Source organism: Antarcticibacterium flavum (assembly GCF_006159205.1).
In the GTDB taxonomy this organism is placed as follows: Bacteria; Bacteroidota; Bacteroidia; order Flavobacteriales; family Flavobacteriaceae; genus Gillisia; species Gillisia flava.
On sequence record NZ_CP040812.1, the window covers coordinates 722,624 to 747,076 of the forward strand.

General features: G+C 39.3%; 21 protein-coding genes and 1 pseudogene. 11 read left to right on the plus strand and 11 right to left on the minus strand.

Annotated elements, in window-relative coordinates:
- Positions 1-135: 135 nt before the first annotated feature.
- Entirely contained in the window at positions 136-288 is a 153-nt protein-coding gene (locus FHG64_RS19110) for a hypothetical protein (protein WP_168191308.1), read from the plus strand.
- Positions 289-363: 75 nt separating this feature from the next.
- Here the strand turns inward: FHG64_RS19110 and FHG64_RS03120 are convergent, their stop codons facing one another.
- Positions 364-1,200 carry a helix-turn-helix domain-containing protein gene (locus FHG64_RS03120; RefSeq protein WP_139065036.1) on the minus strand — a complete coding sequence of 279 codons (837 nt, stop codon included), beginning with the start codon at positions 1,198-1,200 and terminating at the stop codon, positions 364-366.
- Positions 1,201-1,621: 421 nt separating this feature from the next.
- Here FHG64_RS03120 and FHG64_RS03125 point away from each other — a divergent pair.
- From FHG64_RS03125 to FHG64_RS03145, 4 genes and pseudogenes are all read left to right on the plus strand, one after another.
- A pseudogene (locus FHG64_RS03125) lies at positions 1,622-2,413 on the plus strand (PhzF family phenazine biosynthesis protein).
- Positions 2,414-2,812: 399 nt separating this feature from the next.
- Complete coding sequence (locus FHG64_RS03130) at positions 2,813-4,036, plus strand: IS4 family transposase (protein ID WP_139065037.1); 1,224 nt, start codon at positions 2,813-2,815, stop codon at positions 4,034-4,036.
- A gap of 240 nt (positions 4,037-4,276) precedes the next feature.
- Positions 4,277-5,662, plus strand: a complete 1,386-nt coding sequence (locus FHG64_RS03135; RefSeq protein ID WP_139065038.1) for an amidohydrolase family protein — start codon at positions 4,277-4,279, stop codon at positions 5,660-5,662.
- Between the two features lie 260 nt (positions 5,663-5,922).
- The gene (locus FHG64_RS03145; protein ID WP_139065039.1) at positions 5,923-6,621 is read left to right on the plus strand and encodes a hypothetical protein; all 699 of its coding nucleotides are present in this window, start codon (positions 5,923-5,925) and stop codon (positions 6,619-6,621) included.
- A gap of 120 nt (positions 6,622-6,741) precedes the next feature.
- Here FHG64_RS03145 and FHG64_RS03150 read toward each other — a convergent pair whose 3' ends face one another.
- Entirely contained in the window at positions 6,742-8,934 is a 2,193-nt protein-coding gene (locus tag FHG64_RS03150; RefSeq protein WP_246054260.1) for a S9 family peptidase, read from the minus strand.
- Between the two features lie 422 nt (positions 8,935-9,356).
- Between FHG64_RS03150 and FHG64_RS19115 the strand changes: the two genes are divergently transcribed.
- Positions 9,357-9,503 (plus strand): hypothetical protein, encoded by a 147-nt coding sequence (locus tag FHG64_RS19115; protein WP_168191309.1) that lies wholly within the window; start codon positions 9,357-9,359, stop codon positions 9,501-9,503.
- 169 nt (positions 9,504-9,672) lie between these two features.
- Here FHG64_RS19115 and FHG64_RS03155 read toward each other — a convergent pair whose 3' ends face one another.
- A complete protein-coding gene (locus FHG64_RS03155; protein ID WP_139065040.1) occupies positions 9,673-11,169 on the minus strand; it encodes a TrkH family potassium uptake protein in 1,497 nt (498 codons plus the stop codon).
- Between the two features lie 616 nt (positions 11,170-11,785).
- Between FHG64_RS03155 and FHG64_RS03160 the strand changes: the two genes are divergently transcribed.
- Positions 11,786-12,439: a fasciclin domain-containing protein gene (locus FHG64_RS03160; RefSeq protein WP_139065041.1), complete on the plus strand. Its 654-nt coding sequence runs from the start codon at positions 11,786-11,788 to the stop codon at positions 12,437-12,439.
- A 112-nt stretch (positions 12,440-12,551) separates the two neighbouring features.
- On the opposite strand, the gene FHG64_RS19120 is transcribed toward FHG64_RS03160, so the two are convergent.
- The 6 genes from FHG64_RS19120 to FHG64_RS03180 all read right to left on the minus strand — a co-directional run bounded on the left by FHG64_RS19120 (position 12,552) and on the right by FHG64_RS03180 (position 18,214).
- A complete protein-coding gene (locus tag FHG64_RS19120) occupies positions 12,552-12,701 on the minus strand; it encodes a hypothetical protein (protein ID WP_168191310.1) in 150 nt (49 codons plus the stop codon).
- 895 nt (positions 12,702-13,596) lie between these two features.
- Complete coding sequence (locus tag FHG64_RS19505) at positions 13,597-14,442, minus strand: aldehyde dehydrogenase family protein (protein WP_246054262.1); 846 nt, start codon at positions 14,440-14,442, stop codon at positions 13,597-13,599.
- Positions 14,436-14,981 (minus strand): aldehyde dehydrogenase family protein, encoded by a 546-nt coding sequence (locus tag FHG64_RS19510; RefSeq protein ID WP_246054263.1) that lies wholly within the window; start codon positions 14,979-14,981, stop codon positions 14,436-14,438. The genes FHG64_RS19505 and FHG64_RS19510 overlap by 7 nt, the downstream gene beginning before the upstream one ends.
- Complete coding sequence (locus FHG64_RS03170; protein ID WP_139065042.1) at positions 14,920-15,804, minus strand: SDR family oxidoreductase; 885 nt, start codon at positions 15,802-15,804, stop codon at positions 14,920-14,922. Before FHG64_RS03170 ends, FHG64_RS19510 begins: the two co-directional genes overlap by 62 nt.
- A gap of 920 nt (positions 15,805-16,724) precedes the next feature.
- Positions 16,725-17,069 (minus strand): hypothetical protein, encoded by a 345-nt coding sequence (locus tag FHG64_RS03175; protein ID WP_139065043.1) that lies wholly within the window; start codon positions 17,067-17,069, stop codon positions 16,725-16,727.
- A gap of 155 nt (positions 17,070-17,224) precedes the next feature.
- On the minus strand, positions 17,225-18,214 hold the full coding sequence (locus FHG64_RS03180; protein WP_139065045.1) for a hypothetical protein: 990 nt from the start codon (positions 18,212-18,214) through the stop codon (positions 17,225-17,227).
- A gap of 751 nt (positions 18,215-18,965) precedes the next feature.
- Here FHG64_RS03180 and FHG64_RS03185 point away from each other — a divergent pair.
- A complete protein-coding gene (locus FHG64_RS03185) occupies positions 18,966-20,507 on the plus strand; it encodes a glycogen synthase (protein ID WP_139065046.1) in 1,542 nt (513 codons plus the stop codon).
- Between the two features lie 432 nt (positions 20,508-20,939).
- Entirely contained in the window at positions 20,940-21,785 is an 846-nt protein-coding gene (locus FHG64_RS03190) for a universal stress protein (protein WP_139065047.1), read from the plus strand.
- 68 nt (positions 21,786-21,853) lie between these two features.
- On the opposite strand, the gene FHG64_RS03195 is transcribed toward FHG64_RS03190, so the two are convergent.
- Both FHG64_RS03195 and FHG64_RS03200 read right to left on the minus strand, forming a co-directional pair.
- On the minus strand, positions 21,854-22,267 hold the full coding sequence (locus tag FHG64_RS03195) for a YeeE/YedE family protein (protein ID WP_139065048.1): 414 nt from the start codon (positions 22,265-22,267) through the stop codon (positions 21,854-21,856).
- A 3-nt stretch (positions 22,268-22,270) separates the two neighbouring features.
- Positions 22,271-22,828: a YeeE/YedE family protein gene (locus tag FHG64_RS03200; protein WP_139065049.1), complete on the minus strand. Its 558-nt coding sequence runs from the start codon at positions 22,826-22,828 to the stop codon at positions 22,271-22,273.
- 251 nt (positions 22,829-23,079) lie between these two features.
- Between FHG64_RS03200 and FHG64_RS03205 the strand changes: the two genes are divergently transcribed.
- Both FHG64_RS03205 and FHG64_RS03210 read left to right on the plus strand, forming a co-directional pair.
- Positions 23,080-23,766 (plus strand): aspartate/glutamate racemase family protein, encoded by a 687-nt coding sequence (locus FHG64_RS03205; RefSeq protein ID WP_139065050.1) that lies wholly within the window; start codon positions 23,080-23,082, stop codon positions 23,764-23,766.
- 99 nt (positions 23,767-23,865) lie between these two features.
- Complete coding sequence (locus FHG64_RS03210; RefSeq protein ID WP_139065051.1) at positions 23,866-24,255, plus strand: DUF302 domain-containing protein; 390 nt, start codon at positions 23,866-23,868, stop codon at positions 24,253-24,255.
- Positions 24,256-24,453: the final 198 nt, after the last annotated feature.

Genomic DNA, 24,453 nt, shown 5'->3' on the forward strand with positions numbered 1-24,453 from the left:
ATTTTAAACAAGTTCTGAAGAAATCTATAAGATTCTGTCTTTTGGAGTTAAAATATTCCCAAGAGTGAAACAATATTAAACTCTTTACGTCTTATTAATAAAGAGCGATGTTGTTTGGAACAAAAACCTGAAATCATGAAAGAGAAAAAAGATAGCACGAAAGAGCGGGAAGATATAAAACTTTACCTTGAACAAATAAACTGGGATTGGCTTATGCTGAAAGGCCAGCTTATCCTGGGAGGTGTTCTGGTGGTCGTTCTTCTTTTTTACTTTTGGTTTGCAGCCTAAAAATGATTCTGATTGCGTCCCTTATAATACTCCATTTCTTCTCCAGATCTTACGATGTAATTTTTTATGAATTCTTTAAATTCCCCTTCTACCCATATAGGTGCTTAGATACGAAAACTTTCCATTCATAAAATCCCCGGGACTTCTACCTATTAATTTCTGAAAATCACGTATAAAATGGGATTGGTCATAATAGCCACAATCCAGGGCCAAATGGTGAAGTTTTTGTTTTTCTGAATTCTTAAGCAATTCGAAAACAGTGGCAAGTTGTATGATCTTGCAATAATACTTAGGTGAAACCCCAATAACTTTTTTAAAGATTCGCCTGTAATGTCTCGCAGAAACAGCAGATTTTATAATAAGTTCCCTTTGGGAAATCCTTCCATTACTTTTCAGAATTAATTCAAGAGATTCATCAAGCCAGTGTATTTTAGGAATTCGATGCTTCTCCAATTCAATAAGGAAATTGAACATGATTTGAATTCGACCATCTCTGGAATGTGCGGTTTGTAGGTTATTGCTAAAATCACGGGTATTAAAGGGAGTGTTTTCCTCCAGGCTACTCCAGGTATTTAAAAAAGCAACTCCAGATTTGTGAAAAAGATAATAAGGAGCCGTAGGATGGAGAACAATACCAAGCTGGCCAAATATCCCGTTTATCTGAAAAAAAATAATCTTATCGCAAATTTGACCTGCAATAATAAGACGGGATTTAATTTCCTGTTTTTTCCCATCTATTATTAAAGATGGTTTGTCTTCAAAAATATTGATTAATACGGCATAACCAGATGCGTACATAGGGATTACCTCATCGACCGCTTTTCCAGAATGACCTATGATAACACCTACTACCAGATCCTTTAACGCATCAGGGATTTTGCAATTTACTTTTTTCGCAAAATCCCTTATCATTTTGAATGGTTAGCGCATACCGGTAGAAAAGCCGGAATTTTAATGCATATTAATATAAGTAGTTAATTATCAAATATTTGAATATAATGAAAATTAATGAATTATGAACTGTTTAAGTAAGTTCAGTTGTGCTATCATCTACATATAGGTTAATTTTTATGGTAATAAGCAAAGAACTGAATACTTCAACCATAGCTGTCCGGTTAAAGAGTCTGGACGGCTTCCGCTGCTAGAATATAGAACCCGGACTAAAATTTACATCAATGGAAAACAGCGCTTTACCCAATTATAAAAAGCCTGTATTTTCCGAACCTATTTTAGATTCAAAACCTCCCCATGTTGACGTTGACACCCTGTTCTTAAAAATGATCATTATATATAAAAACAAAGATTGGTAAAGCAGTATCTTTAAAAAAAAATCATGCAGCTACACCTATACCAGATCGATGCTTTTACTGAAACTATATTTGAGGGCAACCCAGCCTGTGTTGTGCCGCTAAGCGAGTGGTTACCAGATGATCTCTTGCTCAGGATTGCTCGTGAGAATGCTGTGGCTGAAACCGCCTTCTTTGTGAACCAGGGATTTAACTACCACCTGCGTTAATTCACGCCTGAAATGGAAATGGACCTTTGCGGACATGCTACTCTTGCGGCAGCACACGCTATAAAGGAGATTCGAAAACATCAAGGCAACAAGATACTTTTTGAAACCAATAGCGGAGACCTGGAGGTACTCGTAGAAAATGGAGTCTATACTCTCAATTTTCCTATCAGAACACCGGAACCAGCTGAAATGCCTGAACTGCTAAAAAATTCCCTGAACATCCAACCACTGGAAGTTTTAAAAGCCCGTGATTTTGTTTTGGTATATGACAAAGAAGAGGATGTAAAAAATATAGATATTAACCGGCTTCATTTTGACAAGCTGGAGTTGGGAACAGGCGGGGTCATAGTTACTGCACCTGGAAAGGAGGTAGATTTTGTTTCCCGCTTCTTTACACCAGGGGCCTCTGTATTTGAAGATCCTGTCACAGGTTCTGCCCACTGTTCACTAATTCCCTACTGGAGCAGCAAATTAAATAAGACTCATCTCAATGCCCGCCAAATCTCCCCCAGAGGCGGCAGCCTGGGGTGCAAATTACTAGGTGACCGTGTAGCAATTAGCGGCCATGCCCGTACTTATTCTATTGGGAAGCTTTTTACTGAAGATTAGTCGTCAGACGTTAGACGTTAGACGTTAGACGTTAGTCGTTAGTCGTTAGTCGTTAGACGTTAGACGTTAGACGTTAGTCGTTAGTCGTTAGACGTTAGACGTTAGACGTTAGTCGTTAGTCGTTAGACGTTAGACGTTAGACGTTAGTCGTTAGTCGTTAGTCGTTAGACGTTAGACGTTAGACGTTAGACGAAAATAAAATATCCCTATATGCACGAATGTTTTTCTATTTCCTTCAGCTAAATTCTGTGATCCTGCTTTATATTGGTCTAGTCTCTAGACTCCAGATTCACTGGCGTCCGGTAAACCAAATTAAATCCTACCTTAATACCATGGAAAAAGGGAGTCCTCGTTTTCGACCACAGACTCCCTTTAAAGGTTCCACTTAAAGCGGACATTATGGACAAAATTACAAGAAATTCTGGAATGCCGGTTCTCGGACAGCTGTTATCTTTTATTCCCCGAAGCAATTTTAACCGTTTAGTTGGCCAATTAGGTACAGATCGCTATACCAAACGATTTACATCCTGGGATCACCTGGTCTGTATGTTGTTTGCGGTTATTGAGAATGTTGGCGGATTACGTGAGTTATGCTCTGGTTTAGCAGCACATAATCAAAGTTTAAAACATTTAGGAATGAGTTCTATGCCATGCAGAAGCACCGTGAGTGATGCTAATATGCGCCGGTGTTCTGAGTTGTTTGAAAAAACCTTTATAAGCATATATAAGCAGCACTATCGTTTTTTCTCGGACAGCAGTATACCTAAAAATGAAAAATGGCTCTCCAGGCTGTTTTTGGTTGACTCTACCACTGTTACGTTATTCAAGAATATAATGAAGGCCTGTGGTAATGCTATGGCTAACGGGAGGCGTAAGGGAGGAGTTAAAATACATACTGGAATGTGGCTAAAAGAACAAGTTCCTTCTTTAATAATGATTACTAAAGCAGCGGAAAATGATAAAAATTTTATGCCCCGATTTAAAAAACTTCCTGCACAGACCATTGTAGTTTTTGATAAGGCATACTTAAATTTTGGTTTATTTATTCATTGGAGTAAAAACGATGTCAGTTTTGTAAGCCGACTGCACAAAAGATGCAAAGTAACTTGGGGGAATTATAACCTCTTAACTAAGGAGGATGAGCAATATGGCATATTGGAAGACTGTAGAGCAGAATTAGGGCATAGCCAGCAAAAACAAAAAGTAAAATGCCGCATTATAAAGTTTTATGATCACAAAGATCAACGGGAAATTGAATTTATTACCAATGATATGCAGCTGCCTGCTTGCACAATTGCAGAAATATACAAGCAGCGATGGCAAATTGAGCTTTTATTTAAAAGGCTCAAGCAAAACCTTAAGATCACCAGCTTTATTGGCGATAATGAGAATGCAATACGAATTCAAATCTGGTGTGCACTTATAGCGGATTTACTGGTCCAAATAGCTCGAAAAGGGTCTCGACGTTGCAGATTATCTTATTCGGTGATTTGCGGGCTATTTAGACTTCATTTAATGAATTATGTGAGAGTTACAGACTTACTTTTAAAATCAGCAGATCCTAACATTTATCCTAAAAATATACAGCTTGCACCTAACCTTTTTGACATAGGACCCCCATAGATTGAAAATAAAAATCGAAGTGAGGTAGAATCAAGGTTTATTAAGATTAAAACAAGAAATACTATTTTTACCGGACGCCAGTGACTCCAGATTCTAGACTCTTTTTTTCTCTTCTCTCTTTTCTCTTTTCTTGTTTCTTGGTTCTTGTTTCTTGATTCTCTTTAACTAGCACTTCTCTTTTTTAAACCTCTGCTCATTCTTTTTCAGTAAATTAGTAGATACTATTTAAATCTAAACTATATGAATAGCTTCAGAAAAATATTAGGGATACTGGCATTTATTTTACTATTTATAAATCAGCTTCAGGCACAGGAAAAGGATGATATTACAGCTGAAGTATTTGTTTTTAAAAATGTGAATGTACTTCCCATGGACCGGGAGGAAGTACTGGAGGATCATCATGTGATCGTAGAGAACAACAGGATCACAAGGCTAGGCCCTTCAGCAGAAATTACCATTCCGCAAGGAGCAGTTGAAATTGAAGGCAGGGGCCGCTATCTTATGCCCGGACTTGCAGAGATGCACGGACATATTCCAGGAGAGGACCAGGTCCAATATGCAGAAGATGTCCTTTTCCTTTATATCGCTAACGGGGTCACCACCGTTCGCAATATGCTGGGTACAAAGTTCCAGTTGCAACTTCGGGAACGAGTAAGGAAAGGAGAATTACCTGGCCCTACCATTTTTGCAGCCAGCCCATGGCTAAGCCAGGAAGCTATTCCCACCCCTCAAGCTGCAGATAATGCAGTAAGGGAATATAAATCCACAGGCTTTGACCTCCTGAAAATTGGAAGTCTTGAGCCTGAAACCTATAAACAAATGGCTGCGACGGCTCATGAAATAGGAATGCCTTTTGGTGGCCATATTCCGGAAGCAGTGGGGCTGGCAGGAGCGCTTGAAGCACGGCAAACCTCCATTGATCATTATGACAGGTATGTGGAGTTCCTGGTACCCGAAGAGGCGAAACAAGGCCGCAGCAACGGTTTCTTTGGCAGCGGGATCATAGGCCTTATTGACCGGGAAAGGATCCCTCTGGCTATAGAAAAAACACTGGAGGCAGGCACCTGGAATGTACCAACCCTAAGCCTCATTGAACATCTTGCCAATGAAGAAGAAGCTGAGGAAATGATCAAACGCCCTGAAATGAAATACATGCCCAAACAGGTACTGGATGGCTGGGTTAAATTCAAGAATGACTATGTGCAACGCGATGATTTCCAACCAGATGATACAGCAAAACTGGTAGAATTTAGACGGGAACTAACAAAAAAACTTCACGATGCCGGTGCAAATATTGTTTTGGGATCTGATGCGCCACAATTCTTCAACGTGCCCGGGTTTTCAATTCACCACGAACTGGAAATGATGGTTAATTCCGGTCTTTCCCCCTATGAAGTCCTGGTGACGGGAACTAAGAATGCAGCCGAATATTTCGCAACCCCTGAAGAATTTGGAACCATACAACCCGGCCGCCGTGCCGATCTCATTTTGCTGAATTCCAATCCAATAGAAGATATTTCTAATGTAAAAGATCGTGCCGGGGTCATGGTACGGGGAGAATGGTATCCGGAGGAAAAGATCAGCGAAAAATTGCAGGAGATCGAGAAGAGGAACAGGGGGAATTAGTCGTTAGTCGTTAGTCGTTAGTAAAATTTGGTGTTTGGAGTTTGGGGGTTGGTGTTTGGTGTTTGGTGTTTGGTGTTTGATGTTTGATGTTTTGTGTTTTGGTGTTTGGTGTTTGGTGTTTGTAGCTGAAGGTTTCAATTTAAAAATTTTTGACTACTCTTAATTCGAAATCTATATTCTAACATCTCATGTCTAATATCTCATGTCTAATATCTCATGTCTAATATCTCATGTCTAATATCTAAAATCTAAAACGAATTATGAAAAATAAAACCTTTTCAATATTGATACTGGCCGTCTTTTTGGCCTGTGATAGTGATGATGAGCAGCCGCGAAATGACAGGCTTACATTGAAATATGAATTCGAGGCAGATGCTGAAGGATGGACAGGTGATTTTGCCGACTATCCCGCGGGGGAAGAAGAAGCTTATGGCCTGGAATTTAAGCACTCTCCCCATCCCGAACCGCTCGATAATTCGCAGGGATCTCTTATGCTTACAGGCAGAAATCACAGCGACGACCTTTTTATGTTCGTGAAAAGACAGGTTACCGGACTTTCTCCTAACACAGAATACCGACTAAATTTCGAAGTGGAATTTGCCTCCAACGTGGCGACCGGGCAATTTGGAATTGGGGGTAGTCCCGGCGAGAGCGTATATCTCAAAGCCGGCGCAACACCTGCTGAACCACAGAAGGAGGAGGATGAGCTGGGCTGGTACAGGCTGGATATCGATAAGGGAAACCAGGCAACCGGCGGGCGGCATATGGTCGTTATAGGTAATTTTGCCAATGGGACAGATAATAATATATATACTCTTAAAACCCTCTCTACCTCTGTTCCACTTACTGTTACCACCAACAGTGAAGGTTCCTTATGGCTGCTGTTTGGTACCGACTCTGGTTTTGAGGGGGAAACTACTATTTATATGAACAGCATAGAGGCAGAACTTTATAAATAGAGATCAGCCTTTGTTCTGCACTCAAGACCTCCCATCAATTATTTCGAAAACCTAATTTCATTAAACTAAAAAACCCTGTTACTACCAGGCAACAGGGTTTTTTTGGAGTACTATTTCTTTTTATTGTGTTATATCTGCCAGCTTCAGGAAAAAGGCGTATTGTAAAGCGGTTTCCCTGTATGGCTGAAAGCGTCCCGATGCTCCGCCGTGCCCGGCATCCATATTGGTTTGGAGCAAAAGGAGGTTATCATCTGTTTTCATTTGACGCAATTTGGCAACCCATTTAGCAGGTTCAAAGTACTGTACCTGGGAATCATGCAGACCTGTGGTAACCAGCATATTTGGATATTCCTTTGCTTCAACATTATCATATGGGGAATAGGACAGCATATAATCATAAGCTTCTTTATCTGCAGGGTTCCCCCATTCGTCAAATTCTCCGGTAGTTAAAGGAATACTGGTGTCCAGCATAGTAGTTATAACATCTACAAATGGTACAGCGGCGTGTACTCCTTTATAAAGGTCTGGCCGCATATTCACAACAGCTCCCATAAGCAACCCACCCGCACTGCCTCCCTGGGCAAAAAGCTTATTGGGATTGGTATATTTTTGCTCGATTAAATATTCAGATACAGCAATAAAATCTGTAAACGTATTTTTTTTGTTCATCATTTTTCCATCCTCATACCACTGCCGGCCCATTTCCTGGCCTCCCCTAATATGTGCGATCGCATATACAAAGCCTCGGTCCAGTAAACTAAGCCTGGCAGAATTAAAACCGGGATTGGTAGAGTACCCATAAGAACCATAAGCATATTGAAGGGTAGGATTGTTACCGTCAAGATTAAGACCTTTTCTGTAAACCAGGGAAACAGGAATCCTGGTACCATCCTTAGCAGTCGCGTAAATACGTTTGGATACATAATTATCTTTGCTGAAATCACCCACTACCTCCTGCTCTTTCATAAGGGTTTTCTCCCTGGTTTCCATATTATAGTCGTATGTCGAGAAAGGTGTAGTAAGGGAACTATAACCGTATCTAAGAACTTTGCTGTCAAAATCTGGATTAACACTAATACCGGCTGTATAGGCTTCTTCTCCAAAATCTACATAATAGTCGGTTTGAGGATCATCCCATTTTTTTATTCTTAAATGGGTAAGGGCATCTTTGCGTTCCTGCAGGACCAGGTAATCCTTAAATATTTCGGTTCCCTCGAGATAAGTATCTTCCCGGTGAGGAATGACATCCTTCCAGTTCTCTTTGGATGTTTTTGTTACCGGGGTTTTCATCAATTTAAAATTGGTAGCTGCATCTTTATTGGTTCGAATGTAGAAGCTATCTCCATAATGGTCAATACTATATTCAAGGCCCCGCTCCCTTGGCTGGATAACCTTAAAGGTGGCTGCAGGATCATTGGCGTCCACAAACCGGTATTCCTGTGACATAGTACTGCTGGAACCAATGATTATGTATTTATCAGATTTCGTTTTATAGACAAAGGTGTTGAAGGTTTCGTCATCTTCATGATAAACCTCCCTGTCCTGTGAGGCCGGGGTACCAAGAATATGACTAAAGATCTTAAAGGATCGCAGTGCGGGGTCCTTCATTGTATAAAATATTGTTTTATTGTCCCCTGCCCATACAGCAGAACCAGTAGTATTGGGTATCCTGTCTTCAAGAAGTTCCCCTGTTTCCAAATTTTTAAACCGCAGGGTATATTGCCGGCGGCTTACGGTATCTTCCCCAAAGGCCATTAACTTGTTGTTTGGGCTCACATTCATTCCTGCAGCAGCATAATAACTTTTTCCTTCTGCGCGTTCATTTGCATTAAGCATCACTTCTTCAGCCGCATCAATGCTCTCTTTTTTCCTGGCGTATATAGGATACTCCTGTCCTTCCTCGTAGCGGGTATAATAGAAATATCCGTTCTTTTTGTAGGGTACAGATTCGTCTGTTTGCTTAATTCTACTTACGATCTCATCAAAGAGTTGTTCCTGTAAGTCTTCAGTATCACTCATTACCTGCCGGGTATAGGCATTTTCAGCATTGAGGTAAGAGATCACTTCTGGATTATCCCTTTCATTAAGCCAGTAATAGTTATCTATCCGGGTATCATTGTGGATGGTTAATTCCTTTGGATGTACGGGAGCCACAGGGGGTTGGGGCGTCCGGACCTCGGGGGCAGATTGTTCAACTACTGCAACAGTTTCCCCGGCATCTCTATCTTTGCTGCTACTACAACCTGTGCCCAACAGCAGGAGCAAAGAAAACATAGCAGCCGTGGCTGGTATACCAAAATTCCTTTTTTTCATATTATTTGAACTTGATTAATTGTGAAAAGACATCGTCTATATTTTTACGATGAATTAAAAGTAAGGAAAAAGTCTTAATACAGGAATCATTATTGTCCGGTAAAAGAGTCTGGACCGCTTCCGCTGCTAGAATATAGAACCTGGACTAAAATCAATTTCGTTGTAAATCGGATATTTTACCCAATTCTAAAAAACCTGGATTTTCTAAAACTATTTTAAATTCAAAACCACCCCAAATGGAGGTTGATAAGGCCATGGACTATATGTAGCAAGGCTTAACGTAAATTCACATCATTTTAATCGGACACCAATGATACAGGAATAAAGATATAGGGATCAATCACCAGGCGTTTTTAAAACAAATCAATTTTCACCGGGTCTTGCATTAAATATGTAAATTAAAGAATTCAAATCCTTTAAATATGATTACTACAAAATTTGAATATGGTTATGGGGCCGGGTTTGCTATTACTATGGCTGTAGTTTTACTGGCAGCGATCATATTTACTATTGTTAAGCTAAGAAAACAGGTAAGGGAACGGGAAGAGGAGGAAAAGTCAAAAAAATAAATTAATTTCTATTTTCGGGAATTCCTCAGATAGTTAACCGGGCCAAAGTGAGATATTCTTTCAGAAGTCACTGTCCTGTTATCGGTTTCCTTGCAATTTTCAAATTTTTCAGAAAATGGTATTTTGCTACGCTTTTTACTGAAACATCAACTTCCCGAGCACATCCAAATTACCTGTTCCTCCAGAAAAATTGAGTAAAAAGTATAAGAACTGTAAAAAGTTCCAGCCTGCCAATAAGCATAAGGAAACTACACCACCATTTGGCCATTGCCGGGATAGCATCAAAATTGTTGACCGGTCCAAGATTTCCCAGGGCGGGCCCAACGTTACCAATGGAAGAGGCTGCGGCTCCTATTGCAGTGGTAAAATCCAGCCCCATGAAAGAAAGGACAAGTGCACCAACTATAAAAGATAGCATATATAGAATAAAAAAACCAAGGATATTGAATACTATATTGTTCTCTACAGCCTTACCGTTGAACCTTACAGGTAAAATGGCATTGGGGTGAAGGATTCTCTTAAACTCCATAAGGCCATTCTTGATCATTATCATATGCCGCATTACTTTAACCCCTCCTGAAGTTGAACCTGCAGACCCTCCTGTAAAAAATAGTCCAAAAAATAGGATAGTGAGAAATGGCGACCATAAGGTATAGTCTGCAGATACAAATCCTGTGGTAGTAATGATGGCGAGGACCTGGAACAGAGCGTGGCGAAAGGAACTCTCTGCCACTCCCCAAACCTGTGGATGGGAAATTGAGGATAAGCTAAGGTCTGCCTGAAAATATATTAAAAGTGCCGTAATAATTGAAAAGGTAACAACAAATCCTACATACCAACGAAATTCATCATCTTGAAATACTCTTTGAAACCTTCCTTTAAAAGCAAAATAACTAACTACAAAATTAGTACCTGCCAAAAACATAAATAAGATTAAGATATATTGTATTATAGGCTGGTTATTCCAATAAGCTGCACTGGCATTCTTAGTAGAGAATCCTCCCGAAGCCATGGTGCTTAAAGCATGGTTAACAGCGTCAAACAAACTCATCCCTGCAACTTTGAGCAAGATAGTTTCAGCAATAGTAAAGCCTACATAGATCAACCACAATCTTTTAGCTGTATCGGCAATACGCGGTTTAAGCTTATCTGCACTGGGACCGGGCGATTCTGCAGAGAAAAGTTGCATTCCTCCTACCCCCAGTAACGGTAAAATTGCTATGGCAAGTACAATAATTCCCATCCCTCCAATCCAGTGGGTAAGGCTGCGCCAGAGCAAAATGCCTTTTGGTACCACTTCGATATCATTAAGTATGGTGGCGCCGGTTGTAGTGTAACCAGACATGGTCTCAAAGAAAGCATTGGTTACTTGTGGTATAGCGCCGCTCAACAAATATGGCAATGTGCCGCTTAGGGCCATAAAGATCCATCCTAAGCTTACAATGAGATAACCTTCTCGTGGTTTCATCTCCTTGTGATGCCCCCGGGTGAAGTACATAAGTAGCATCCCGGTAAATAGGGTTATTAAGGAGGCCAGGGAGATTTCAAGGGTTACCCCATCCTCATAATAAAAACTCGCCAATGCAGCCAACAGCATAAAACTACCATTGAAAAGCAGGAGCAGGCCCATAATATGGGAAATGATCTTGAAATTTAAACGGGACATGCCAGGGTAGGGATCATTTCAAAATTTACCGAATTATTAAACATAAAGCTTTAACTGCAACTTAGTAAGAATTTTATTATGTATCTACAGAAAACATAATTAAGCCTGAATGTTTTTGGCAGCCCAGGGTTAGTGTTGGATTCTTAAAAATAACTTTTACTGAAAGACTAACCTCCAAAGAAGCCGAATACTTAAAAAACCTAAATGTCTTCTCAGGTAGGTTCTGTAATACCTTTTCTTATTCTGAAAAACAGGACAAAGGTAAATTGATGCTGCCTGTAAACCAAAAAGAATATCAGGAATGTGGGTTGCTGGATCCAGGAAGCTAATATGCATCACTCATGTTTTAAAATTATTACTATGGGGTATGTTTGAAAGAACTTTATTGGAAGTTAGGAACATGAGTAATCGACAATAGTTCTGCAAAAAGCTGATTATTAAACAAATATGTTTAACGACCAAAAAGAATATATACCAAAAATGGAGGTTGATAGTCCTAAGTTGAAAAAGGGAGATAAACAACTGTTATTTTTTGTTTACTTTTTATATAAAAAAATTAAACAATCTTATTTTCCTGTTACCTTTAAGTTGGTATTAATCTAAAAATCATATCATTATGAAAAATTTCAATTACAAATTTCAGGGTATCTCAAGAATGAGTACTCTTCTTATGATGCTTTTATTTGCTTTTGTTTTCACATCATGTGAAAAGGATGAGGCAGTATCACCTGCAGTCAATGATGCGGAAATGGCAATTCTGGATCTTTTAAAAGTGCCTGCAGATGAGAATAACGTGGATACCCGTAGAAAGGGTGCTCCTGCCAAGGGTGATGACGCCATTGCTGCAATCGCCATTGCAGGTGGCTTTAATGAACTGGTAGATGCCTTATTCTTTGTAGATGAAGAACTCGATGCAGGCCTCGTGAACCTTTTTCTTAATGGAACAGACCAGTACACCGTTTTTGCCCCTACAGATGCTGCCTTTTCAGAATTATATGGTGTCCTGGGAATTGAAAGTGTGAGAGAGCTTGACGCAGAAACTGTACTTGAAGTATTACTATATCACGTTACTGAGGGTCGCAGAGCTTCAAACAGTGTGGTGCCGCCGGTACGCAGCAGGACTATAGAAACCTTACTGGGCGAAACCTTTAGCGTAAATACAGCTGCTGAAATTAATGCGATTGGTAGTACCGCCAATATTGGCCCGGCAGATATCTCTGCCTCAAATGGGATCATACATGTTATTGATAGTGTCCTGTTGCCATTTTAGGAAGCCAATAAAATCCAGGGTACAAAAGGTGGTCAATAATTGGCCGCCTTTTTTTGTAACTCTTTCTAAACTCATGCTTAAAGGCAGGAGGACTGCCCGGTACAAGAAAAATTTAAAAAGCATTCTTGATCACCCCAACCAAAGCAAAGATCACAGCGACAAAAATAAACGAGATAACGATCGCAATAATAATTTTTCCTAAAATACTTAGACCTTCTGTAGCCTTGCGGTAATTGCTAATAAATACGTTTAGAGAATCCATAGTAATAGATTTAAAGGTTAATGACTACTTACCTTATTGAAGGAATAGGTACTATTACCATCTGTGGAGATCAAATTATCCAGGTTCTTAAATAATACTAAATAAGCCGGCAAAAGGCTGCCGCCTGCCCTTCTAATTAGACCGAAAATGTGCAGTGGTGTAATTTTATATCATTCCATCAACAATTTTGTTGTTCTGAATCGTCTTTAAATTACTATATACAATCCTTACCTAAAACTGGGGAAATCCTGTATTTTTCGGAGATGCCACTAAATTTTCACTTAAAGAACATTTTCTTAAAATTTTTATGAGTGCAGTTGTTCAGTTACTTAAAATGGGGGTTTTCCCTTATGCAAAAAGGGAAGATTTGGTGCTATCTTTAATTATAACTTAAAATGTTTAACAACCTTTAAGGTTAATTTAAGAGGTATGGTGAATAATTACAACTTTTTACGGCCGGTTTTTTTTCTCCTTTTCGGGACCTTCTATTCCCTTACCCTGCTTTCACTTACCCTTTTTGATAGTCTCTCACCCTTCTATATTTTATTTCTAGTTGCGGGTTTTATATTCCTTCTGCTTTTCCTGCTCACTTTTAGTTCACAATATTAAATTCATTGTTGCCTGGTAAAAGAGTCAGGACCGCTTTCACTGCTAGAATCTGGAACCTGGACTTTACCTTATAGTGGTCTGAAAAAAAGACCACTAACCTTTTTTGGAAAAATTGAAAAATTCAAAAACAATTTAAACCCAAAACCACGTCCTGGGCCAGTTGGATACATGCACTGCCTGCATATAGGAAGGCGTAAAGAAAGTTTTATCAGGTTTATTCGGACTACAAAGTAATAAATTTCAGGATTTAAGATTTTTACCGGAATTTTTAATTTGCTGTCTTTAATTAATCCAGCAATTTTTTAATCCACCGGAAATTTTTAAAAGGAGCATATTTGAATGGCAGGTCAATCCAGGTAGGTGTGGTGGCCACCGCCCTTTGATTACTGAAGATTCGAAAGCTTTCCCTACCGTGGTACTTTCCAAAACCGCTATTACCTACCCCGCCAAAAGGAAGGTTATGATTTCCAATATGTATAAGAGTATCATTAATACTTGTACCGCCAGAACTGGTTTTGTGCAGGACCTCATTTGCCTTCTCCTTACTCCCAAAGTAATAAAGAGCAAGGGGCTTGGGCCTGGAATTTATAATTGCGATTGCTTCACCTAAATTAGAGAATTCAAGAACAGGTAGTAAAGGGCCAAAGATTTCCTCCTGCATAAGAACATCCTCCCTGGAGATATTCTCAATGATTGTAGGAGTAATAAAACGCTGGTTTTTTTCTGTCTCTCCCCCGTAAAAAATATTCCCCTTAGTTTCCTGCAGCAATTGCTCAAGCTTATTGAAGGTCTTGTCATTCACTATACGACCATAGTACTCACTTTGCTTAATATCACTTCCAAACATGCTTTCAAGATGACCTTTAAGCAGCTCCAAAAATTCTCTCTTCACATTTCTGTTCAACAGCAAATAATCTGGCGCTATACAGGTTTGACCTGCATTTATTGTCTTCCCCCAGGCAATACGTTTAGCAGAAATCTCAAGGTTTGCATTTTCATCTACTATACACGGGCTTTTTCCTCCAAGTTCAAGGACCACCGGGGTGAGATGCTCTGCAGCAGCTTTCATCACCAGTTTGCCTACCCTTGTGCTGCCTGTAAAGAATATCATATCAAATTCTAAGCTTAACAATTCTTCTCCTGTTTGCTGCCCCCGGGTAACACTTTTACATAATTTTCTTCAAACGTATTGTTGATCATTTCTTCCATGACCCCGGAAATATTTGGGGTAAATTCAGAAGGTTTAAGAATAGCACAACAACCTGCGGCTATTGCTCCCACTAGTGGATTTATTAAAAGTTGAAATGGGTAATTCCAGGGCGCAATGATCAAGCCTACTCCCAGGGGTTCATAGATTAATTTACCTTTCGAAGGCTTGAGGTGTAATGGAGTGGATACTTTTTGAGGTTTTGCCCATTTTTTCAAATTACTTATATGCAGGTCCAACTCCCCGGTAACAATACTTATCTCGGTTAAATAAGCCTCCTCTGCACTTTTATGAAGGTCCAGCCACAATGCCTCTTCAATTCTTTTTTCATACTCCTTAATAACCTTTTTCAGTTTTTGCAGTTGCTTTAACCTAAAATCAAGATCTTTTGTTTGATGGCTATTAAAAAATCCTTTTTGATCCCTGTGAACCTGCAGGACCTTCTCCCGGTTGGTTTCTTTCATATTCGTAATTTTTTACCTTTTGGTCTTTTCTTCCTTCAAAGTGATCCATTGTATGATAGACTCCCAAAACTTTACCCACAAACCAGTCAAAGAACCAAATGGGAAACAACCCCTGGAAAAACCTAACAAACCTCATACTCCAGGGCATACTTATAATTATCCTGTCTTTTTCAATACCCTTTATAATCTTATTGGCAACTTTTTCCTGGTCCAGAACAGGAATTATAGATCTTACCCCGGCAAACATACCTGTGTTTATATAAAATGGAGTAACTGTAGATACATTTACATTTTTGCCCAGCTGTTTCATTTCCAATCTTAAGCTGTCTGACCATCCCAGGAGCGCCCATTTGCTTGCTGCATATACAGACATTCGCGGATTGGAAAGAAAACCTGCTGAAGAAGCTATATTACAAATGTGGGCAGCTTCCCTTTTCATCATATCCTCCAAAAATATAGAAGTAATATGCATAGGGGCAGTAGCATTAATATCCATTGTGCTGTCTATCTCTGCGGTTGAATGTTCATTAAAAAACTTTCCTACAATGATCCCTGCGTTATTGATGAGCACATCAATTCCTCCATAAGTTTCCTTTACCAACCCGGCATTTTTTCTCACTTCGTCGATCTTTGAAACATCGACGGGATAGGATATAACTTCTCCAAGGGTTTCCAGCTCCATACGAGTATTTTCCAAATTCTCCCTGTCTATATCCCAAATAATTAGCCTGGCCCCTTTTTCCAGTACAAGTTTACCCATAGATTTACCTATCCCCGAACCACCGCCGGTGATCAATACTGTTTTTCCCTTAAATTTAGTCATTAGAGCATTTATGATTGGCCTCCCTAAAAGTATGAAAGTATGTGCTGCCGGTCAAGAAATATAAGGTATTATACCTTTTACAACAAAACTGGCCCAGGAATGATCCCAATAGATACATTGAGAAAAGAGGAGATATCTTAAACTCTCACCGTCAACAGAAAAAGTTTTCATACTTCTTCACGCTTGTTTACAAAAAAGAATAAAATCACAAAAGTCTATATGCGTTAACAATTAGTTAAAAACTAGTAATCCTTTAACTCTTCATTAAATATCTTTGCAAGGCTATGAATTGGAGAAATGAACCTATGGAAAGAATTGAGAATTTATTTACCTGGAATAAACTGTACAAAAATGCAATCACTATTTTTTTAGCGATTGTATTCAGTTTTTTTATTGCGTTTCTGGTCTGGCTTGAAACCGAGATGTCTCTTATCTCCTCAATCTACAGTTCTTTGCTGAAAAACAGGGGATGATTTGACCCATTATTATAAATGTTGGACTAATCTTATTTCAACCGGTACAACCGGTTTTTTTTGATTGGGTGCCTCCTCAAAGTACCCTCCATTTTGGAGGCACTCTTTTAAATGTTGCGCAGTATCTTTTTTTATCGGTAAAAAAATTCTGATACTTTTCTGGACTCTTTTATACCTTAAGCCACAGGACAATGTAAATTCTCTTATGGGATGGATGAAAATTTCCACGAAAAGAAAAAAAAAGAAAGTATCCTGTAACAATCTGCCGCCTCGCTATACATATAGTAGTCGTCATTTCTCATAGGACGACAGCCTGCATTGTGAGAAGATGTTTTAACATCGGCAATCAGGAATAAAAGCCCTTTTGGGCATTACAACAGGTCCTTAAACTGTTGGGGTTAATAAGGATCTAAATCGAATGGACGGGTGGGGCCGTCCATTTGCTTTTCATGCAATCGCCTCAGCATCTGGCCCGGGAAAGTAATCACTTAGCATATCGGTTTGCCAGCGAATGGTCCTGGCATCAAGATCTGGCTCTACATTAAAAGTTGCCGGGCGCTGTTTTTTAAGTGCTTTTATACTACTAAAGAATGCTTTATTAAAATCGTTGGCCATCACCGGGGAACACCATTTTTGCCTTGTAAGATGAAGGGGCCATTTCCATACTTTTCCTTCTGTTGTATCTTCAGTTTCCCAAAGTTGCTCTTTACTAATTTTAATCTCAGGCAAATTCAAAGGTCTGCCTGTGAGGCCCTGATCTTCATTGAATTCCCATATTCCGTACTTCTTCATTACTTTAGGGTTTTGAGGGTTAAAGAATTAAATTTAAGAATAAGCTTCTCCCATACCCTTAAATCTTTCCTATTTTTTTCTATACAATATGTGAAAATATAAAGTATAATAATCTAAAAATGAATATCTTAACCACCCAAACATTTTTTCTGCCTCTATGTCCTGGTCTCAAAGGGATCCCGGCCTTCCATAACGTCTCTCCATTCGAAACCCTCATTTTGTAATAAGCCTCCAAGGATCTCCCTTCTTTTTGCCAGTTCATTTTCATTTATAGCGGTGACTTCATACGATAAAGCTTTTTTGGCGTCTCCGGCCTGTCCCTTAGGTAGGGACCGGGAATAATTTTGATTGACATGATAAATAAAATGAGTGACCGCAGCGCGTAAAGGCTGTAATTCTATTGTAAGGTTATCTTTTGGTGTCGAGAAAAGAATATTGAGTGCTTCATCCAGTCTTACTAAATTTAATCCCAGGCATACATCCTGCCTTTTATGGCTAAAAAAATGCACCACTGGATAAGCCTGGTGATTAACTGCATGCCGGTCTACCATTTCCTGAAAGGATTGTAGTTGTTGTATGCTATAAGAGCTATCCAGGGAATTCAATTTATCTGCAATTTCCTGCGGATCTTTTCCAAGATTTTGAATGCTTCTGGACAGTGTTCTTTTATTGATCACTGCAGAAGAAACTGAAATGAGATAAGTCATTGAGCTAGTGAAAAAGATGAATCCGAAGAATGAGAAAATGCTGGTTATGATCTCAAAAAAGGCTGTTGTTGTTTTAAAATTTCCCACACCAAGTGTAGATAAAGTATACCCGGTATAATAAAGGCGCTCTATCCAGTTGGCAACTCTTCCCGTATCATTGGTCATGCCGTCCGGATCGAAGGAAAATACAAGAAAAAGGCCTAACCACACCAAGAAAATCCATACTGCCAATACACTAAGGTTCACAAGAAGACCACTAATATTAAATATGCCTCTGCCGGTGGGGCCTTTTAATTTCCTAATAACAGCATGGGTGGAAAATGCAACAGCCCTGGTAATGAAACCGGCACCACTAGCTGAAAGGGTGGTTAGAAAGAAATCATATATTCCCAGGAGCAGTAATAGAGAGCCGATTATTAGATAAATAGTTTCTGTCATTTAGTTTCTTATATCAATGATTTCGAGGATTATCTAATTTAATTCATCTAAGACAGCATTTATTTAAAATTGTGCTAAACTTCCTTTCTTCAATTGTTTCCATTGCACTTTATTCCATTTGTGGGATGCTTTTAACAATATTAAAATTGTCTCCTAATTTTATAAGTAATCATATTAGATGGAACCTTGAGATTTAAATTTTCTCCTGGCAGTAGAAATCTTTTATAACCCTATCCCCTTTTATTCTCAAGATTTTACTCTATTATAAAAATTTATTAAAGCTGATAAATGTCAACAAAACTTTAATGTCAAATCCTTATTTTCGTCAACCCAAAGCAGGTATAAAAGATTGATTGCCGGTAGTGTGGAATTTTTAATTTTTTCAGAATATAATTCCTTAATAGAAGCTTCGGCGGTATAATTATTGAAGAGTATTATATGATCCTTCAATAGATTCAGTTTTTTAAATTGGCCTTTTTCCGGCAGGTACCCCTAACCTGCAGGATATAAATTGAATAGATTTTTAGTTTTTACTTTTTTCTCTACCCCCACAATTAGAGCACGTTACCCCACATTATTGATAGCCTGATTTATGTCCTTGTGCTTCCTGCTGAAGAAAAAGATCAGCAACTAAGAAGTATACGTGCAAATAAAGGAACAGGGTTTACCCCCAGGTGCTTAATGTGCCTTATCATATTTATGAATGAAGAATGATCTAAATGAATGATAATCTAAATTAAGATAGAACAGAATGAACAACTTTCTTTTTGTAGCTTCAGAAAATGATGCGATCCATAACTGTAAGGTGGGTGGTGTAGGTGATGTGATTAGGGACGTACCCAGGGAAATTTCCCGAAAGGGAGACAGGGTTCACGTTGTTGTTCCCTCCTATTCCCGGTTGCACCAGGGTGGTAAATTGATCACAAACCTCAACTTCAGGCTTCGGGATGTAACTTATGTGGCTTATTTATATGAGGTAGAGCCCAAAGAGAAAGATGAAAATATTTTTCACTACGTGATACATCATCCCGAAATTGAGTCGGGAGACATTGGAAATGTCTATCACAATGACCTTACTGAACCATTTTTTACAGATACCATCAAGTATTTTATCTTTTGTACGGCGGTGGCTCAGGCAATTAAACAAAATGTGTTCGGGAAGATCAACATCATGCATTTGCACGACTGGCATACCAGCCTCTTGCTATTCCTAAGAAAATTTCATCCTAAATATGAGATGATGCAGGGGATAAGAACTGTGTATTGTATTCATAACCTTGCAATCCAGGGAATAAGGCCTTTTGAAAATAGCCATTCCTCTTTACAAACCTGGTTCCCAAACCTGGAGATACCCCGGGAAGAATTAGTGGATCCACGTTATGCCGACTGTTTTAACCTTATGGCAATAGGAATACGCTTTGCAGATGTGGTACATACCGTCTCCCCTTCTTATAAGGAGGATGTACTTTTACCTAGTGAACCGCCAGAATTTATTGGGGGCGAGGGGCTGGAGCAGGATCTTATAGAGGCAGACAGGCAAGGACGATTCTATGGCATACTTAATGGCAGTGAATATCCTGCAGCCAAGAAAACGGGGAACAGAACCTTATTTAAGAATATTTACAATACTATTTTTGACCAGGTACAAAAGGAGACTGTAAAACATAAAATCGATTTTCTTGCACATACAGGACAAAAGATCTTACCGTATCTTAAAAAACGGCCGGGATTCATTTGTGCCAGCGTAGCCCGTCTTACCGAGCAAAAATTCTATTTCTTTAAACGATCGCCAGAGGCTCTTTTAAAGATCCTGGATAAACTTGCAACTGTAAATGGCGTGTACGTGCTTCTGGGAACCGGCGCTCCGGAATATGAACACCTATTAAGAAAAATAAGTCATCAACGCGCTAACTTTATCTTTATTAATGCTCAAAGTGAGGATGTGATAGAATCGATCTACCGGGAATCTGACCTTTATTTTATGCCAAGCTTATTTGAGCCCTGCGGCATAAGCCAAATGCTTGCCATGCGTAATGGACAGCCCTGCCTTGTGCATCACACCGGTGGGCTTAAGGACACAGTGAGGCACGTTCACACAGGCTTTAGTTTTGATGGCAGGACCTATGAGGAAAAAGTCCAGAATATGGTTGCCAGCTTTGAAGAGGCGCTGGATATTTACCAAAATGAAAAGGAAACCTGGAAAAAGATAAGGAAGAACGCCCGTAAAATGAGATTTACCTGGAAAAAATCTGTAGACGAATATTATAAGCTACTTTATAAGTGGACCTCATAATCACTACTGTCCGATAAAAGAGTCTGGACCGCTTCGTGCTGGAATCTGGAATCCAGACTAAAATGTAAGTTTTTGGAAAAGAACCGTTTACCAACTTTTAAAAAGCTTATATTTTCCTGAACTATTTCGAGTCCAAAACCGCCCTGGTTGAGATGGGTATGTCTTCTGACCGGGTATAATAAAGCTTAAGGAAAAATATTGAATATTTTATGCGGTCACCAATGACCTCATACTTGCAACTTATTTTTCAGCTATAAAAATGATCCTGCCAAAAGCAGGATCATTTTTTTGTGCGGCCGAAGAAAACATTACTACTATTCTAAAAAACTGATTATTATCATTGAATATTTGGAATAAAAACAGGAAATTTAAGAGGAGTAAAAAAATTTACTTCCCTCCCCTTCTGAATATTCACCTTTAAAATATAAAAAGATGAAATCAATCAACAGAATCCTGCTACTAACAGATTTCTCTGAAATTTCTGATAATGCTATGGAATATGCAGTCATTGTAGCTAAGAAAACGCGGGCAGAGATACAGGTAATGCACATTGTGAATACTCCTGTGGACTGGGTGAATCTTGGGGTTGAAAAAGAAAAACAATATCCTGAAACCCGTGAACGTATAGCAGATGCCCGGGTGGCACTAAATGATGTGGTTAGCAGGTTTAGGGATAAAGGTATTATCGCCCGTTCTGTTCTTATTTATAACCTTGATGTGGAGAGTATTCCCGAATATGTAAAGGATGAAGATCTGGATTTGATCATTATGGGTTCTCACGGGGTAAGAGGAATCAAAGAATTTACAATTGGTTCCAATGCTCAAAAAGTCCTTCGTGCCTCCATAAAACCGGTGCTCATTGTAAAGAATAAACCAAAATATGATAGTATTAAGGAAGTTTTATTTGCATCTACATTCGACAAAAAATATAGCAGGCATTTTGAAAGTGTTCTCACTTTTGTAAACGCTTTTGAGGCCAGGGTACATTTACTTTATATTAATACACCCTATGATTTTAAGGAAACTCACGAAATGGATGTCCTGTTTGATTCCTATTATTCCAGTTGTGCCGAGGGAAGTTGTACAAAACATATTTATAATGCCCATAATGAGGAAAGCGGGGTGAAATATTTCCTCAAGCAGCAGGAACCCGATGTTTTTGCAATTGTTACGGAAGGCCGGTCGGCGTTCAGCCAGATATTCTCTCCCAGCCTTACTGAAAAGATCGTGAACCATTTGGATGTACCTGTGCTAAGCATAAACGTGCACGAGAAATAAACTAAAGGCCTTCCGCAGAAAACTAACTATGTTCTCTTCGGAAGGCTTTCAGTTATAATTCATTTTTTTTAGTGAGGAAGCTTTTTCCGCAGTAAACCATACAGAAATGTTCCTCCAAGGGCACCCACTAAAACAACAATTATAGAGATATATCCAGCACCAATAAGCGTATATATTGGTCCCGGGCAGGAACCGGCCAGTGCCCAGCCAAGGCCAAAGATGATCCCGCCATACATATACCGGCTAAAGCTTTTATCCTTTGGAATAAATTTAATGGGCTCCCCGTCAATAGCCTTAAGCCTGTATTTTTTAATAAGGTAAACTCCAAGCACTCCCAATGCGAGAGCAGAGCCTATGATCCCATACATGTGAAACGACTGGAACTGGAACATTTCATAAATACGAAACCATGAAGCGGCCTCACTCTTAAACATCACAATTCCAAAAACAATACCTATCAATAAATATTTTATATACTTCATCTTCTAAAAAATTAAAGGGAATAAAAGGTGGATCATAACCAATCCTCCTATAAAAAATCCAACTACAGCAATAAGTGATGGCAGCTGCAGGTTACTAAGCCCGGATATCGCGTGCCCGGAAGTACAACCTCCCGCGTATCTCGCCCCAAAGCCTATAAGTACTCCTCCAGTCAATAATATTACAAGGGCTTTTGGATCTGTAAGGGCATTGGTAGCAAAAAGTTCATTTGGCAAATAGGCCTCTCCCGCACTGTCAAATCCCAGTACTTCCAGGGTTGAAACAGTATCGGGGTTTATATCCACAGCAATATCTGTACTTAATAGATTGGCTGCTATGAATCCTCCTAGAACCGCTCCTACCACAACCATAAGGTTCCAGCGCTGACTTTTCCAGTTAAAATCAAAAAAATCTGCTTTTTTCCCTGCCCCACCAATAGTACACATAGTTCGCAGGTTGGAAGACATTCCAAAATTCTTACCTGTGAAAAGCAGCAAGAACATTATTCCTGCAATTAATGGGCCTGCTACATACCACGGCCATGGTTCTAAAATATAATTCATAGTTCTCTTTTTTTAACGCTGCAAAGAAAAGCTGATAGTTATCATTTTTCAGTAACATTTGTTACACTATGCAATATCGCACAAATTCCAAACGCATAAAATAAATCCGTATGGGAGATAGTCCCGCCCGGAAAAGTTTTTTTTCTTTTCTTAACCGAACCGGGGTATGGAAGATCATTGTTCCAAGGGAAAACTGGTCTATATATAACTAATGTTATACCTTTAATAAGCACCATAAATTAAATGAAGTTATGAGAAAAATTGGCCTTATAGGCGGTACTTCATGGCATTCTACCATAGTTTATTACCGTCTCATCAATGAAATGACAGGAGAGAAAATAGGAAATCAGGCAAACCCTGAATTACTTATCTACAGCCTGAATGTGGAGCTTATGCGGGAACATAATATAGAAAAGATCAACAATAAGTATCTGGAAATTGCACAAACCCTGCAGGAGGCAGGTGCTAAAGCTATATTGATCTGCGCCAATACGCCGCATTTGGTCTATGACTTTGTGCAACCTAAAATTGACATCCCAATACTACACATAGCCGACGCCATTGGGAAGGAAGCTAAAAAAGAAGGCTTGAAAAAACTCGGACTTCTGGGTACACGGCCAACAATGACGGGAGATTTTATTTCTTCTCCTTTGAAAGAGAAGTACGGTATAGAAACCATTATTCCGGAGAGTGAGTATATAGATGAAAATCACGATTACATTGCGAAGGAGCTTACAAAAGGCGTTTTTAGCGAAGAGGCAAAAAAATTCTATCTGGAGCAAATGAGGTTACTCCGTGCCCGTGGCGCAGATGGGATCATTCTTGGTTGTACAGAGCTTCCCATGCTTCTGGAGCAAAAGGACTTTGATCTACCGTTGCTTGCCACCACAAACCTTCATGCACAGATGGCTTCAGATTTTATTTTGGAAAAGACTTAGTTCCGCCGGCGCACATTTAAATTCACATAAGATTAATACTCAATCTTTAATCAAAAGGTTGAAAAGAGGTAAATTTAGGATAATCTAAAAAATAAAATTATGAGTTACTATTTTTCAAAAGTCCTTGACGATTCCTTCGAGGGAGCAATAGAAAAAGTCACTAGAGAACTAAAGGAAGAAGGCTTCGGGATCCTGACTGAAATTGATGTAAAGGAAACCTTCAAGAAGAAACTGGACGTAGACTTCAGGAAATACAGGATCCTGGGTGCCTGTAACCCTAAGATGGCTCATCAGGCAATTTCGGCTGAAAGTAAGATAGGTACAATGCTGCCGTGTAATGTGATCGTGCAGGAAACCGAAGACGGTAAAGTCGAAGTTTCTGCAGTAGATCCAGTAGCCTCAATGACTGCCATCCAAAATGAGAAACTCGGAGGAATTGCACAGGAAGTGCGCTCTAAACTGGAAACGGTCATAAACAGGCTATCCTGATTTCCCGAACAGGAACCATACATTATAAAAACAGCGTCCGGGTGGAACATTCCCCCGAACCTTTTTCATTTTTCACCTCTTCTAACTCCTTGCCCCCAACAGCCCCTATTCCTCTCCCTGTTTTATAGACAGTTATGTAACATTTGTAACTGAAGGAGCTATGCTTAAATACTAATTTTGTCCTTATAAATCTGCATC

What these genes read in the sequence shown, in the direction of transcription:
- FHG64_RS03155 (WP_139065040.1), bottom strand. Translation starts at nt 11,169, where the DNA reads ATGTCCCGTTTAAATTTCAAGATCATTTCCCATATTATGGGCCTGCTC.
- FHG64_RS03210 (WP_139065051.1), top strand. Translation starts at nt 23,866, where the DNA reads ATGAGTTACTATTTTTCAAAAGTCCTTGACGATTCCTTCGAGGGAGCA.
- FHG64_RS03195 (WP_139065048.1), bottom strand. Translation starts at nt 22,267, where the DNA reads ATGAAGTATATAAAATATTTATTGATAGGTATTGTTTTTGGAATTGTG.
- FHG64_RS03205 (WP_139065050.1), top strand. Translation starts at nt 23,080, where the DNA reads ATGAGAAAAATTGGCCTTATAGGCGGTACTTCATGGCATTCTACCATA.
- FHG64_RS03185 (WP_139065046.1), top strand. Translation starts at nt 18,966, where the DNA reads ATGAACAACTTTCTTTTTGTAGCTTCAGAAAATGATGCGATCCATAAC.
- FHG64_RS03175 (WP_139065043.1), bottom strand. Translation starts at nt 17,069, where the DNA reads ATGAAGAAGTACGGAATATGGGAATTCAATGAAGATCAGGGCCTCACA.
- FHG64_RS03190 (WP_139065047.1), top strand. Translation starts at nt 20,940, where the DNA reads ATGAAATCAATCAACAGAATCCTGCTACTAACAGATTTCTCTGAAATT.
- FHG64_RS03170 (WP_139065042.1), bottom strand. Translation starts at nt 15,804, where the DNA reads ATGACTAAATTTAAGGGAAAAACAGTATTGATCACCGGCGGTGGTTCG.
- FHG64_RS19120 (WP_168191310.1), bottom strand. Translation starts at nt 12,701, where the DNA reads ATGGATTCTCTAAACGTATTTATTAGCAATTACCGCAAGGCTACAGAA.
- FHG64_RS03160 (WP_139065041.1), top strand. Translation starts at nt 11,786, where the DNA reads ATGAAAAATTTCAATTACAAATTTCAGGGTATCTCAAGAATGAGTACT.
- FHG64_RS03120 (WP_139065036.1), bottom strand. Translation starts at nt 1,200, where the DNA reads ATGATAAGGGATTTTGCGAAAAAAGTAAATTGCAAAATCCCTGATGCG.
- FHG64_RS03135 (WP_139065038.1), top strand. Translation starts at nt 4,277, where the DNA reads ATGAATAGCTTCAGAAAAATATTAGGGATACTGGCATTTATTTTACTA.
- FHG64_RS03150 (WP_246054260.1), bottom strand. Translation starts at nt 8,934, where the DNA reads ATGAAAAAAAGGAATTTTGGTATACCAGCCACGGCTGCTATGTTTTCT.
- FHG64_RS03145 (WP_139065039.1), top strand. Translation starts at nt 5,923, where the DNA reads ATGAAAAATAAAACCTTTTCAATATTGATACTGGCCGTCTTTTTGGCC.
- FHG64_RS19115 (WP_168191309.1), top strand. Translation starts at nt 9,357, where the DNA reads ATGATTACTACAAAATTTGAATATGGTTATGGGGCCGGGTTTGCTATT.
- FHG64_RS19510 (WP_246054263.1), bottom strand. Translation starts at nt 14,981, where the DNA reads ATGAAAGAAACCAACCGGGAGAAGGTCCTGCAGGTTCACAGGGATCAA.
- FHG64_RS03200 (WP_139065049.1), bottom strand. Translation starts at nt 22,828, where the DNA reads ATGAATTATATTTTAGAACCATGGCCGTGGTATGTAGCAGGCCCATTA.
- FHG64_RS03180 (WP_139065045.1), bottom strand. Translation starts at nt 18,214, where the DNA reads ATGACAGAAACTATTTATCTAATAATCGGCTCTCTATTACTGCTCCTG.
- FHG64_RS03130 (WP_139065037.1), top strand. Translation starts at nt 2,813, where the DNA reads ATGGACAAAATTACAAGAAATTCTGGAATGCCGGTTCTCGGACAGCTG.
- FHG64_RS19110 (WP_168191308.1), top strand. Translation starts at nt 136, where the DNA reads ATGAAAGAGAAAAAAGATAGCACGAAAGAGCGGGAAGATATAAAACTT.